Origin of the sequence: Streptomyces sp. QH1-20 (genome assembly GCF_041283565.1) — a bacterium.
Taxonomy (GTDB): domain Bacteria; phylum Actinomycetota; class Actinomycetes; order Streptomycetales; family Streptomycetaceae; genus Streptomyces; species Streptomyces syringius.
Genome location: NZ_CP166299.1, coordinates 4140825 through 4153953 on the forward strand (window position 1 = coordinate 4140825; position 13129 = coordinate 4153953).

Here is a 13129-nt window from a genome sequence, read left to right on the forward strand (position 1 = left end):
TGGGGGCGCGGTCCCGTCACAGCCGGGGCTCGATCCGGGCGAGGGCGCGCAGCGCCCGGGGCGAGAGCCGGGACAGCAGCTTCAGGCCCCGGGCCTCCGGGGTGACCGCGACCACGGCCTGGTCGCGGAACACGGCCCGCAGGATGGCGTCGGCGACCTTCTCCGGGGGGTAGTTGCGCCGGCCGTACGCCCGCGCGGTGCTGTCCCGGAGGCGCTGCTGCTCCTCCTCCGGGACGCCGGTGAAGCGGGCCGTCGCGGTGATGTTGGTGTTGACGATGCCGGGGCAGATCGCGGAGACGCCGATGCCCTGCCCGGCCAGCTCGGCGCGCAGGCATTCGCTCAGCATCAGGACGGCGGCCTTGGAGGTGCTGTAGGCGGGCAGGACCCGGGAGGGCTGGAAGGCGGCGGCGGAGGCGGTGTTGACGATGTGACCGCCCTGCCCGCGCTCGGCCATCTGCCTGCCGAAGGTCCGGCAGCCGTGGATGACGCCCCACAGGTTGACGTCGAGGACCTTTTTCCAGTCCTCGGTGGTGGTGTCCATGAAGGAGCCGGAAAGCCCGATCCCGGCGTTGTTGACCAGCACGTCCACCACGCCGTACTCGGCGGCGACCTTGGCGGCCAGCTTCTCCATCGCCTGCTCGTCCGAGACGTCGACGACCTCGCTCCAGGCCTCGGCCGCGCCGAGCAGCCGCGCCATCTCGGCCGTCCGGGCGGCGCCCGCCGCGTCCCGGTCGACGGCGATGACCCGCGCGCCCGCCTCCGCGAACGCGAAGGCCGTGGCCCGGCCGATGCCGCTCGCCGCGCCCGTCACCAGCACCAGGTGCCCGCCGAAGCGCTGCGCGTACGGCCCGGAGGGCGCGGGGCGGCGGGCGGGGGCGCCCTCCTCCTGGGCGGTGACGAACTCCGCGATCCAGGACGACACCTGGTCGGGCCGGGTGCGCTGCACCCAGTGCTTGGCGGCCAGGGTGTGCCGCACGAGCCGCGGCGCCCAGCGCTCCAGATCGTCGTAGAGCCGCTCGGACAGATAGGCGTCACCGGTCGGGGTGATCAGCTGCACCGGCACATGGGCGAAGGCGTCCGCGCGCGGCCGGCGCATCCGGGGCAGGACGTTGTCCCGGTACAGCCAGGCGCCGTGGACCGCGTCGACCGGCAGCGAGGCGGTGGGGTACGGGCCGCTCGGCAGCTTCTCCAGCCGCGCCACCATCTTCGGCCAGCGCTTGCCGAGCGGACCGCGCCAGAGCGCCTCGGGCAGCACCGGGGTGTGCAGCGCCCCCACGTACCAGGAGCGGGTGCCCTGGCCGAGGAGTTGGGCCACCCGGCGCGGGGTGGGCCGGGCGACGCGGTCGTTGATCCAGTGGCCGAAGTGGTCCAGCGACGGCCCGGAGATGGTGGTGAAGGAGGCGACGCGCCCCTCGGTGCGCGGGACGGTCACGAACTCCCAGCCCTGCACGGACCCCCAGTCGTGCCCCACGAGATGCACCGGCGCGTCCGGGCTCACCGCGTCCGCGACGGCCAGGAAGTCGTCCGTGAGCTTCTCCAGCGTGAAGCCGCCCCGCAGCGGCTGCGGGGCCGTGGACCGGCCGTGGCCGCGCACGTCGTACAGCACCACGTGGAAACGGTCGCGCAGCCGGGCCGCCACCTCGGCCCACACCTCCTTGCTGTCCGGATAGCCGTGCACCAGCACGACCGTGGGCCGCGAGGTGTCACCCAGCTCCACGACGCACAGCTCGACGCCGCCCGTGTGCACCCACCGCTCGCGCGCGCCCTCAAGACCCACGCCACCCGTGACGTCCCTGCTGCTGCTCATGCGGCCTTCTCCTCCTGCCAGCGCCGCACGTGCGGCAGATCGTCGTCGAGCCAGAAGGCGCTCTCCTCGGGGTCCCGGGAGTCGGTGACCACCAGGAGCTCCTCGAACTTCGCGCCCGTGCCCCGGAATCCGAGGTGGGGTTCGACCGCCCACAGGCCGGGCCTGGGCGGGTGGTCGGAGAAGCGGTACGGGCTCCACAGCGGCGACCAGCCCTCGCGGTGCCCGTGGACGGCGTCGGACGCCAGCCCCTTGAGCGACTGGGTACCGAAGCCGAGCACGTGCGGCGACCAGCGACGCTCGCGCACCCGGTCCACCTTGTGCGCGATCACACCGAACGGGTACGCGCGGTGCCGGTTGGCGTAGCCCTGGCGGGCCATGAGCCGGTCCACGTCCTCGTAGATCTCACGCAGCGGGCGCCGCTCGCGCACCTCGCGCAGGATCAGCTCGCGGTGGGCCTCGAGATCGGCCAGCAGCCGGTCGTGCAGGGGATCGAGGCCGAGGCATCCCGAGTACCCGATGTCGGCGGTGAAGCCCTGGTGGACCGGCGCCATGTCGAGGATGAACGGCATGCCCGGCTCCAGCCGCCGCCCGGTGGGGAAGAACTGGAGCGGCACCCGGAAGCCGGTGAAGGCCGTGCGGTCCCCGAACCAGGCGAACGGCAGATGGAACCAGTCCCGCACGCCGTGCCCGCGCAGCCACTCCCGCTGCATCCGGGTGGCGTCCCGCTCGGTCATCCCCGGTGCGAGCTGGGCGGCGACCTCCTCCGCGCAGGTGTACGCCAGGCGCTGCACCGCCCGGAACCCGCGCAGCTCCGCGGCCCCGATGCCCGCCGGCCGCCCGGGGCCGTGCCCCCGCCCCTCGACCCGTCCCGCCACGACAGCCGCCATGCCCACCCGTCCGTCCCTGTGCCGGGGCACGTTCCCGGACGGTGAAATCCGGTGACGCGCCCGCGAGTTGACCACGTACGAAAGTTGACAATGATGAATGTGACAATGTCCGGCGGCTGCGTCAAGGGGCTCGCCCGTGCCTGTGGAAAACCCGTGCACGGCCTGCACCGTCACCTCCGCCCCGCCCCCCGGGCCCCTCCTGTCACCCGGAGACCGCCCCCTCCAGGAGTACCGCTCCCCTACGGGCACGTCAGACCCGAGGACTAGACCCATCCAGCCATCTGGGCTGACGACTCCTGTGGCGCGCGCCACTAACGTCGAACACGTGACTGTGATCGCCACCGAAAGCCTCAGCAAGCGGTTCCCCCGGGTGACCGCTCTTGACCGGCTCTCCGTCGACATCGCCCCGGGAGTGACCGGCCTGGTGGGCGCCAACGGAGCCGGCAAGTCGACGCTGATCAAGATTCTGCTCGGGCTCTCCCCGGCCACCGAGGGCCGCGCCGCCGTGCTCGGTCTCGACGTCGCGACCGAGGGCAGCGCGATCCGCGAGCGGGTCGGCTATATGCCCGAGCACGACTGCCTGCCGCCCGACGTGTCGGCGACCGAGTTCGTCGTCCACATGGCGCGCATGTCCGGCCTGCCGGCCAGCGCCGCCCGCGAGCGCACCGCCGACACCCTGCGCCACGTGGGGCTGTACGAGGAGCGGTACCGCCCCATGGGCGGCTATTCGACGGGCATGAAGCAGCGGGTCAAGCTGGCCCAGGCGCTCGTCCACGACCCCCAGCTGGTCCTGCTGGACGAGCCGACCAACGGCCTCGACCCCGTCGGCCGCGACGAGATGCTCGGCCTGATCCGCCGGGTCCACACCGACTTCGGCATTTCGGTGCTGGTCACCTCGCACCTGCTGGGAGAGCTGGAGCGCACCTGTGATCACGTCGTGGTCATCGACGGCGGCTCGCTGCTGAGGTCCTCCTCCACCAGCGACTTCACCCAGGCGACCGGCTCCCTCGCCGTGGAGGTCACGGACACCGACGCCTGCCCGGACGGTGTGGCCGCGCTGCGCGCCGCCCTCGCCGCGGCGCGGCTGACGGTCCAGCCCGCGGGCCGGGCCCCGGACGGCTCGCCCGCCTCCGGGCGGGTGCTCCTCGTGGACGTCGTCGACGAGGGCACCTATGACACGGTCCGCGACGCCGTCGCCGAACTCGGCCTCGGCCTGGTCCGCATGGAGCAGCGGCGCCACCGCATCGCGGAGGTCTTCCGCGACGAGCAGAACGGAGGCGCCCCCGATGCCGCCTGAGACCACGGCCGCCCCGGCGCAGGACGTCATTCACAACATCGGCTACCGCAATTACGCGGGCCCCCGGCTCGGCCGCGCCTACGCCCGCCGTTCGCTGTTCTCGCAGAGCCTGCGCGGCGCGTACGGCCTCGGGCGCTCGGCGAAGTCCAAGGTCCTGCCGATGATCCTGTTCGGCGTCATGGTGCTGCCCGCCGCGATCATCGTGGCGGTCAGCGTGGCGACGAAGATGGACAAGCTGCCGCTGGAGTACACGCGGTACGCGATCCTCCTCCAGGCCGTCATCGGTCTGTACGTCGCCTCCCAGGCGCCGCAGTCCGTCTCGCGCGACCTGCGCTTCAAGACGGTCCCGCTGTACTTCTCCCGCCCCATCGAGCGCGTCGACTACGTGGCCGCGAAGTTCGCGGCAATGGCGTCCGCCCTGTTCATCCTGACCGCCACGCCCCTGCTGCTGCTCTATGTGGGCGCTCTGCTCGCCAAGCTCGACTTCGCCGACCAGACGAAGGGCTTCGCGCAAGGACTGGTCTCCGTGATCCTGCTTTCCCTCCTCTTCGCCGGGATCGGCCTGGTCGTCGCGGCCCTCACCCCGCGCCGCGGCTTCGGCGTGGCCGCCGTGATCGCCGTGCTGACGATCTCCTACGGGGCCGTCTCCACCATCCAGGGCATCGCGCTGTCCCAGGACAACACCGAGGCGATCAGCTGGATCGGCCTCTTCTCGCCGATCACGATCATCGACGGCGTGCAGACGGCGTTCCTCTCCGCCACCTCCGCCTTCCCCGGCGGTCACGGCCCGTCGGCCGGCACCGGCGTCGTCTACCTCCTCGTCCTTCTCGCCCTGGTCGCCGGCTCCTACGGGCTGCTGATGCGCCGCTACCGAAAGGTCGGGCTGTGACAACCATCCACATCGACAACGTCTCGCGCTGGTTCGGCAATGTGGTGGCCGTCAATGACGTCTCCATGGTCATCGGCCCCGGTGTCACCGGTCTGCTCGGCCCCAACGGCGCCGGGAAGTCCACCCTCATCAACATGATGGGCGGCTTCCTGGCCCCCTCCACCGGCACGGTCACCCTCGACGGAACGGCGATCTGGCGCAACGAGCAGATCTACCGCCACATCGGCATCGTCCCCGAGCGGGAAGCCATGTACGACTTCCTGACCGGCCTGGAATTCGTGCGCGCCAACGCCGAGTTGCACGGCCTGAGCGCGAAGGAGGCGCAGCGGGCGCTCGCCACGGTCGAGATGGAGTACGCGCAGGACCGCAAGATCGCCACGTACAGCAAGGGCATGCGCCAGCGCGTGAAGATGGCCTCCGCCCTCGTCCACGACCCGTCGGTGCTCCTCCTCGACGAGCCGTTCAACGGCATGGACCCGCGTCAGCGCATGCAGCTCATGGAGCTGCTGCGGCAGATGGGCGCACAGGGCCGCACGGTCCTGTTCTCCTCGCACATCCTGGAGGAGGTCGAGCAGTTGGCGGCCCACATCGAGGTCGTCGTCGCGGGCCGGCACGCCGCGTCCGGTGACTTCCGCAAGATCCGCCGGCTGATGACGGACCGCCCGCACCGCTATCTCGTGCGCTCCAGCGACGACCGGGCCCTGGCCGCCGCGCTCATCGCGGACCCGTCCACGTCGGGCATCGAAGTGGACGTCCAGGAGGGCGCCCTGCGCGTCCAGGCCGTCGACTTCGGCCGCTTCACCGAGCTTCTGCCGCGCGTCGCCCGCGCGCAGGGCATCCGCCTCCTGACGGTCTCGCCCTCCGACGAGTCGCTGGAATCGGTCTTCTCCTACCTCGTCGCGGCCTGAAAGGAGCCCTCAGCGATGTCAGCGTCCTCCGGGCTGTACCACCCCACCGTCGCCCGGCTCACCTACCGGGCCCTCCTCGGCCGCCGCCGGGCCGCGATCCTCTTCGCCCTGCCCGCCCTGCTGCTGATCATCTCGGCGGTGATCCGCGTCATGACCGGCGCCGACGACGAGACGGCGACCACCGTCCTCGGCGGCTTCGCGCTCGCCACGATGGTCCCGCTCATCGGCGTCGTCGCCGGTACGGGCGCGATCGGCCCGGAGATCGACGACGGCTCGGTGGTCTATCTCCTGGCCAAGCCGATCAAGCGGCCCACGATCATCTTCACCAAGCTGATCGTCGCGATCGGGGTCACCGTCGCCTTCTCGGCGGTCCCCACGCTCCTCGCGGGCTACATCCTCAACGGCAACAGCCAGCAGATCGCCGTGGCCTACGCCGCCGCCGCTGCCGTCGCCTCCATCGCCTACAGCGCGGTCTTCCTGCTGCTGGGCACCGTCACCCGGCACGCGGTCGTCGCCGGCCTCGTCTACGCCCTGGTGTGGGAGTCGCTCTTCGGCAACCTCATCCCGGGCGCCCGGACCCTCAGCGTCCAGCAGTGGTCCCTGGCGCTCGCCCAGAAGATCGGCGCGGAGGGCGCCATCAGCTCGGACGTCGGCCTGCCGCTGGCGCTCGTCCTGCTGATCGGTGTCACGGTGGCGGCCACGTGGTTTGCGGGCCGCAAGCTCCGCACGCTGACCCTTGCCGGGGAGGAGTGAGTCTTTGCGGCAGGTGTCGGGCGCACCTCCGCTGCGCGGTGGTGTCCTCAATCGCCGGACGGGCTGGAATCGGCTGAGCTCAGTCGCCAGGCGTCCGGTGTTGGGGAACGCCCCCGCAGGCGTCACACGGGCGATAGTCGCCGGACGGGCTGGAATCGGCTGAGCTCAGTCGCCAGGCGTCCGGTGTTGGGGAACGCGCCCGCAGGCGTCACACGGGCGATAGTCGCCGGACGGGCTGAATCGGCTGAGCTCAGCCGCCGAGCGTCCGGTGTTGGGGAACGCGCCCGCAGGGCGCCCGCCGCCGCAGGCGTTCAGTATCCCAACAGCACCCGGGCGATCAGGACCTGCTCGGGTGCGAGGGTTTCCTCGCCCTCCTCGCAGTCCTCCACGTCCCACAGGGCGTTCTGCAGGACGCGGGCCAGCGTCCAGTTCACCGCGCGCTGCCGGTCCAAACCCATGATCTCGGTCATCAGGTCGAAGCGGCGGCGGACCGCGCGCTCGACGTCACCGGTGCGGACGACGTCGTCCCAGCGGTTGCGGAGCGCGGGCAGCAGCTCGAAGCTGGGGTCGCCCGCGAGCGGCTTCGGGTCGATGGCGAGCCAGGGCTCGCGGCCACTGCCGGGCAACGGCGCCAGCACGTTCTCGTAGTGGAGGTCCCAGTGCAGCAGCCTGTCGCCCGCCTCGCCGGCCACGTCCCGCACGGCGGCCGCACAGGAGCGCAGCAGCTCCCGTTCGGCCGGGTCGGCCAGGGCCGGAAGCGCGTCCGGCAGCTCGGCGAGCATGTCGTCCGCGAGCTCGGCGAGGGTCCGCATACCGGCCGGTGCGGGGGCCGCCACCAAGCGGGCCAGTAGCTCAGTAAGCGTCAGTAGCGCGGCCTCGTCGTCCGCCACGGATGCCAGTGAGCGCCCGGCATACAGCCGCTCCAGCAGCATCGTGCCGGAGGCGTCGTCGTGGCCGAGGAGCCGGACCGCGCCGCTGCCGCCCCACGCCCGCAGCGCGGCGGGCTCGCCCTCGGTCTCCTCGTCGACCGGCTGGAGCTTGAGCACGGCCCGGGTGTCGTCCGCGCGCCGCACGGGCAGGACGAGCGCCACCGCCCCGTGCGCCGGGGGCCCGTCGAGCCGCAGCTCCCAGCGGTCCAGGAAACCGGCGGCCAGGCCGGGCAGCCCGGCGATCCAGGCGCGGCCCTCCTCGTCCTCGTACGACTCGTGGAACTCCGCCAGTTCGGCGGGAACGGTGATCCGGGAAGCGTCGGACACGGCGGTCGGTCTCCTCGACACGGGCGCGGGCGCGGGCGCGGGACAGGGCGGTGGCCCCCCGGCCGGGGGGCCACCGCCCTGTTCAACGTCTCAGATCTTCCGATCGCGCCCGGCACCGAGCCCGAGCATCACCAGCCCCACGCACACCACCAGCAGCAGGATGATCGGGATGTTCCAGCCGCCGGTCGCCTGGTGGACGGCGCCCAGCGCGAACGGCCCGACCGCCGCCAGCAGATAGCCCCACGTCTGTGCCATGCCGGAGAGCCGGGCGGCGGTGTGGGCGTCGCGGGTGCGCAGCACCATCATCGTCAGCGCGAGGCCCAGCGCCCCGCCCTGGCCGATGCCGAGCAGCACCGCCCACAGCCACGCCCCGGCGACCGGGGCCACGAGCAGCCCGCTGATGCCCGCCGCCATGAACAGCACGACGACCACCGCCAGCAGGCGCTGCGAGCGCATCCGCCCGGCCAGCATCGGCACGACGAACGACCCGGCCATCTGCACCAGGGTGCTGAACGCGAAGACGAGACCGGCCTCGGCCTTGCTCATGCCGTGGTCGGTGAAGATCGTCGGCAGCCAGGCGATGCAGACGTAGGCCACGAGCGACTGCGACCCCATGAAGAGGGTGATCTGCCAGGCCAGCGGCGTACGGACGAGGTCGGTGCCGCCGCCGGCGGCCACGGGCTTCGCCGAGGGCTGCCCGTGTCCGGTGCCCCGGCGGGAGATGACCACCTGCGGGATCCACACCGCCGCGGCGAGCGCGGCGAGCAGCGCCCAGGAGGCGAGGGAGCCCTGCCAGCCGCCGAGGGCGTTCTCCAGCGGCACGGCCGAGGCCGCGGAGACGGTGGCGCCGAGGATCATCGCGGTCGAGTAGAGCGCGGTCATGCTCGCGGCCCGGTCCGGGAAGTCCCGCTTGATCAGACCCGGCATGAGGACGTTGAGCAGGGCTATCGCGGTACCGACGAGCGCACAGCCGACGAAGAGCGCCACGACGGGCGGCGCGACGCGCAGCACGATGCCGCCGCACAGCAGCGCGAGCGCGCCGCAGAGCACGGCCTCGGTGCCCCAGCGCCGGGCGAGCTTCGGCGCGAAGATCGACCCCAGGCCCATGAAGACGAGCGGAATGGTCGTCACCAGGCTGCTCGCGGCGGCGGCCAGGTGGAAGTGGTCACCGATCTCGCCGAGGAGCGGCGAGACGCCGGCGAGCGCGGCCCGCATGTTGAGCGAGGCGAGGACGATGCCGAGCATCACGAGCGCGGGATGGGCGCGCAGCCGCCGTCTCGCGGCGGCCACGGGCGCGGTGGGCGCCAGGGCCTCCTCCGCGTCGATCAATGGTGCTTCGGACCTCGTCTCGGACATGGTGGTGCCTTTCGCAATGGTGGTGCGGTGGTGCGGGGGCGGGCCGGGCCGCCGTTCAGCGTTCGGCGAGCAGGGACTCGACGGCCTGCTTCGGGCGCTCCAGCAGCGCCCGGGCGGCGCGGGCGGCGGCGTCGGGGTCACCGGAGGCGATGGCGTCCATGAGCGCGTGATGGTCGCCGTGGGCGATGCGCGGCATCTCGCGGTCGCCGAGCGCGGTGACCAGCGACTCGCGCACCGAGCTGCTGAACCAGCCGTAGGTGGCGGTCAGCGCGCTGTTGTGCGCGGCCTCGACGACGGCCTTGTGGAACGCGATGTCGTGATCGGCGTACAGCTCCAGGTTCCCGGAGTCGGGCTGCCCGTCGGGGTCCTCGAACGCCGTCTGCGCGTCCAGCGCGGCACGCATCCGCTCCAGGTCGGCGGGCTCGTGGCGGACGGCGGCGAGCCGCGCGGCCTCGGCCTCCAGCGCGATGCGCAGCTCCAGCACGTCCCGCACGTTGGCGCGCTGCAGACCACGCATGATCTCGCCGGGGTCGGCGGTGGAGACGACGAACGTGCCCTCGCCCTGCCTGGAACGCAGCATTCCGGCGTGCACGAGGACGCGGACGGCCTCGCGGACGGTGTTGCGCCCGACCTGCAGCTGCTCGGCGAGCGCGTGTTCGGTGGGGATACGGCCGCCCACGGGCCATTCGCCGGCGGTGACCTGGGCTCGGAGCTGGTCGACGACGGTGTCCACCAGGGACTGGCGTCCGGCTGCTCTCAAGGTCATTTCGTCCTCCGGACGGTGGGGGCTGAGGCGGGTCGTCTTGCCCGGTTGCCCAGTCATCCTACAACTGCTGTCCTCAATCGCCGGACGGGTTGGATTGGGGTGTCCTCAAGCGCCGGACGGGCTTGATGTGGTGCGGGCCGGTGGGGTCCTCAAACGCCGGACGGGCTGATGTGGCTCGGGCCGGTGGTGTCCTCAAGCCGTCACGCCCAGGATTCGGCCGCGGGTCGGTGGGGTCCTCAAGCGCGCCGAGCGGCTCGCTGCGGCCCGGCCTACGGGTTCCGTCGGCGCGCGGAGACCGGGGGCCGCGGCTACCTTCGAATGGTGACAGCCGCCGATCGGATACGCCGCTGGGTCTGCTCGTCACCCGGTACGCACATCTGGCTGCTGATCATCGGCATCACCAGCCTCGTCATCGCTGCCGCCAGCGAAGGGCTGGAGACGTTTCTTCTCCACCGCACCAGCAGCAACATCCACGCTCTCACCAAGCACCCGTTGCAGTCGCTGCTCATCAGCGGGTTCTGGATCGAGAGTCCGTCGTCGTTCCTGCTCTACGCCGTGCTCTTCGAGGTCTTCCACGCCAACGTCGAACGCTGGCTCGGCACCCTGCGGTGGCTGGTCACGGTGGCCGTCGCCCATGTCGCGGCCACGCTGATCAGTCAGGAGGTGCTGCTGCTGTCGATCCAGGAGCACGCGGTGCCCCGGTCGATGAAGCACGTTGTCGACATAGGGGTCTCGTACGGGCTCGCCGCCTCCGCCGGGGTGCTGGCCTACCGGGTGGCCCGGCCCTGGCGCTGGGCGTATCTCCTGGCGGTCACGCTGTTCTTCGGGCTGCCGCTCGTCACCGGGGGGACGACGTACACCGACCTCGGGCACGCGATCTCCCTGGCCGTGGGGCTGGCCTGCTGGCCGCTGACGCGCGGCCGCAGACCCTGGGGTCCGGTGCGGTGGCCGAAGGGCCCGCCGGCCGGCGTCAGGCGAACAGCCGCTCCAGAACGGCCGCGATCCCGTCGTTCTCGTTCGAGTCCGTGATCTCGTCCGCGACGGCCCGCAGCTCCGGATGGGCGTTGGCCATCGCCACCCCGTGCGCGGCCCAGCCGAACATCGGTATGTCGTTGGGCATGTCACCGAAGGCGATGGTGTCGGCGGCCTTCACGCCCAGGCGGCGCGCGGCCAGCGACAGGCCCGTGGCCTTGCTGAGGCCCAGCGGCAGCAGCTCGACGATCCCGGCGCCCGCCATCGTCACGCCCACGAGGTCACCGGCGACCCGACGGGCCACCTCGACCAGCTCGTCGTCGCCGAGGTCGGGGTGCTGGAGGTAGAGCTTGTTCAGGGGGGTGAGCCACAGCTCGGCCGGGTCCGTGATCGGGACGGCCGGCAGCGGGCCGTCCTGGATGCGGTAGCCGGGGCCGATCAGTACGTCGCCGTCCATGCCGTCACGGCTGGCGGCGAGGTAGAGCGGGCCGACCTCGGCCTCGACCTTGGCGACGGCCAGCGCGGCGAGCTGCCGGTCCAGCGTCACCGACGTCAGCAGCCGGTGCTCACCCGCGTGGTAGACCTGCGCGCCCTGGCCGCAGACCGCGAGGCCCCGGTAGTCCAGGGCGTCGAGTATCGCCCGCGTCCAGGGGACGGACCGGCCCGTGACGATGATGTGCGCGGCACCGGCCGCCGTGGCCCGGGCGAGGGCGGCGCGGGTGCGCTCCGAGACGGTGTCGTCGGGGCGCAGCAGCGTGCCGTCGAGGTCGGTCGCGACAAGGCGGTACGGCGGCGGGGCGGCGCTCACGGCGTCTTCCTCTTCGTTTCTCCGCCCGCGCGGCACCGTGGCGGCGCGGGCAGGGTGGTCGTGGGCAGCCCGCGCGGCGACCCCGAGGCCGCGCGCGAGCCGCCCGTACGCCTCACTTGGCGATCGGCTCCAGGAACTCGCGACCGCCCAGGTACGGGCGCAGCACCTCGGGGACGCGGACCGTGCCGTCGGCCTGCTGGTGGTTCTCCAGCAGCGCCACGATCGTGCGCGGCACCGCGCACAGCGTGCCGTTGAGCGTGGCCAGCGGCTTGACGTGCTTGCCGTCGCGCATCCGCACGGAGAGCCGGCGGGACTGGAACTCGTCGCAGTTCGAGGTGGAGGTCAGCTCGCGGTACTTGCCCTGGGTGGGGATCCACGCCTCGCAGTCGAACTTGCGCGAGGCGGACGAACCGAGGTCGCCCGTGGCCACGTCGATGACCTGGTAGGGCAGCTCCAGGCTGGTGAGCCACTGCTTCTCCCACTCCAGGAGACGCGCGTGCTCGGCCTCGGCGTCCTCCGGGTCGACGTAGGAGAACATCTCCACCTTGTCGAACTGGTGGACGCGGAAGATGCCCCGGGTGTCCTTGCCGTACGTACCGGCCTCGCGGCGGAAGCACGGCGAGAAGCCCGCGTAGCGCAGCGGCAGCTTCTCCGCCTCGATGATCTCGTCCATGTGGTACGCGGCGAGCGGCACCTCGGACGTACCGACCAGGTAGAAGTCGTCCTTCTCCAGGTGGTAGACGTCCTGGGCGGCCTGGCCGAGGAAGCCGGTGCCCTCCATGGCGCGCGGCTTGACCAGCGCGGGCGTCAGCATCGGGATGAAGCCGGCGGCGGTGGCCTGGGCGATGGCGGCGTTGACGAGCGCGAGCTCGAGCAGGGCGCCGACGCCCGTCAGGTAGTAGAAGCGGGAGCCGGAGACCTTGGCGCCGCGCTCGACGTCGATCGCGCCGAGCGACTGGCCGAGCTCCAGGTGGTCCTTGGGCTCGAAGCCCTCGGCGGCGAAGTCACGGGGGGTGCCGACGGTCTCCAGGACGACGAAGTCGTCCTCGCCGCCGCGCGGCACGTCCGGGTGGACGAGGTTGCCGATCTGGAGCAGCAGGCGCTGCGTCTCGGCCGCGGCCTCGTCCTGCTCGGCGTCGGCGGCCTTGACGGCCGCGGACAGCTCGCCCGCCTTCTTCAGCAGCTCGGCCTTCTCGTCACCCGAGGCCTTGGGGATGAGCTTGCCGAGCGCCTTCTGCTCGGAGCGGAGTTCGTCGAAGCGGACGCTGGACGACCTGCGTCGTTCGTCGGCGGAGAGCAGCGCGTCGACGATGTCGACGTCCTCTCCACGGGCGCGCTGGGAGGCGCGCACACGGTCGGGGTCCTCACGAAGCAGGCGAAGGTCAATCACCCCTCCAGGCTACCGTTGCGGGCTGCGCCTGCCGCACGCG

Annotated in this window: 12 protein-coding genes; 5 read left to right on the forward strand and 7 right to left on the reverse strand. The window is 72.1% G+C overall.

All coding sequences use genetic code 11. The annotated features are described in order from the left end of the window. Positions 1–16 precede the first annotated feature (16 nt). Both AB8O64_RS18560 and AB8O64_RS18565 read right to left on the reverse strand, forming a co-directional pair. The gene (locus tag AB8O64_RS18560; RefSeq protein ID WP_370420074.1) at positions 17–1807 is read right to left on the reverse strand and encodes an SDR family oxidoreductase; all 1791 of its coding nucleotides are present in this window, start codon (positions 1805–1807) and stop codon (positions 17–19) included. Next, complete coding sequence (locus tag AB8O64_RS18565) at positions 1804–2694, reverse strand: M24 family metallopeptidase (RefSeq protein ID WP_370420075.1); 891 nt, start codon at positions 2692–2694, stop codon at positions 1804–1806. Before AB8O64_RS18565 ends, AB8O64_RS18560 begins: the two co-directional genes overlap by 4 nt. A gap of 325 nt (positions 2695–3019) precedes the next feature. On the opposite strand from AB8O64_RS18565, the gene AB8O64_RS18570 reads away from it, so the two are divergent. From AB8O64_RS18570 to AB8O64_RS18585, 4 genes are read left to right on the forward strand one after another with little or no spacing between them, the layout of a single operon-like run. Continuing rightward, positions 3020–3991 (forward strand): ABC transporter ATP-binding protein, encoded by a 972-nt coding sequence (locus AB8O64_RS18570; RefSeq protein ID WP_370420076.1) that lies wholly within the window; start codon positions 3020–3022, stop codon positions 3989–3991. Further along, complete coding sequence (locus AB8O64_RS18575) at positions 3981–4880, forward strand: ABC transporter permease subunit (RefSeq protein ID WP_370420077.1); 900 nt, start codon at positions 3981–3983, stop codon at positions 4878–4880. The genes AB8O64_RS18570 and AB8O64_RS18575 overlap by 11 nt, the downstream gene beginning before the upstream one ends. Further along, a complete protein-coding gene (locus tag AB8O64_RS18580) occupies positions 4877–5788 on the forward strand; it encodes an ABC transporter ATP-binding protein (RefSeq protein WP_365210794.1) in 912 nt (303 codons plus the stop codon). The genes AB8O64_RS18575 and AB8O64_RS18580 overlap by 4 nt, the downstream gene beginning before the upstream one ends. A 33-nt stretch (positions 5789–5821) precedes the next feature. After that, positions 5822–6541: an ABC transporter permease subunit gene (locus AB8O64_RS18585; protein WP_365210832.1), complete on the forward strand. Its 720-nt coding sequence runs from the start codon at positions 5822–5824 to the stop codon at positions 6539–6541. A gap of 311 nt (positions 6542–6852) precedes the next feature. Here the strand turns inward: AB8O64_RS18585 and AB8O64_RS18590 are convergent, their stop codons facing one another. The 3 genes from AB8O64_RS18590 to AB8O64_RS18600 form a co-directional block, all read right to left on the reverse strand. Further along, positions 6853–7797, reverse strand: coding sequence for an aminoglycoside phosphotransferase family protein (locus tag AB8O64_RS18590; protein ID WP_370420078.1), 945 nt, complete (start codon positions 7795–7797; stop codon positions 6853–6855). 90 nt (positions 7798–7887) lie between these two features. After that, entirely contained in the window at positions 7888–9153 is a 1266-nt protein-coding gene (locus tag AB8O64_RS18595) for a CynX/NimT family MFS transporter (protein ID WP_370420079.1), read from the reverse strand. Positions 9154–9208: 55 nt separating this feature from the next. Further along, the gene (locus AB8O64_RS18600) at positions 9209–9919 is read right to left on the reverse strand and encodes a FadR/GntR family transcriptional regulator (RefSeq protein ID WP_370420080.1); all 711 of its coding nucleotides are present in this window, start codon (positions 9917–9919) and stop codon (positions 9209–9211) included. 318 nt (positions 9920–10237) lie between these two features. On the opposite strand from AB8O64_RS18600, the gene AB8O64_RS18605 reads away from it, so the two are divergent. Continuing rightward, entirely contained in the window at positions 10238–10948 is a 711-nt protein-coding gene (locus tag AB8O64_RS18605) for a rhomboid-like protein (RefSeq protein WP_370420081.1), read from the forward strand. On the opposite strand, the gene AB8O64_RS18610 is transcribed toward AB8O64_RS18605, so the two are convergent. Together AB8O64_RS18610 and serS are read right to left on the reverse strand one after the other, a co-directional pair. Continuing rightward, the gene (locus AB8O64_RS18610; RefSeq protein WP_356457760.1) at positions 10890–11699 is read right to left on the reverse strand and encodes an HAD family hydrolase; all 810 of its coding nucleotides are present in this window, start codon (positions 11697–11699) and stop codon (positions 10890–10892) included. The genes AB8O64_RS18605 and AB8O64_RS18610 overlap by 59 nt on opposite strands. Positions 11700–11811: 112 nt before the next feature. Continuing rightward, positions 11812–13089: a serine--tRNA ligase gene (gene serS, locus AB8O64_RS18615; protein ID WP_370420082.1), complete on the reverse strand. Its 1278-nt coding sequence runs from the start codon at positions 13087–13089 to the stop codon at positions 11812–11814. Positions 13090–13129 lie beyond the last annotated feature (40 nt).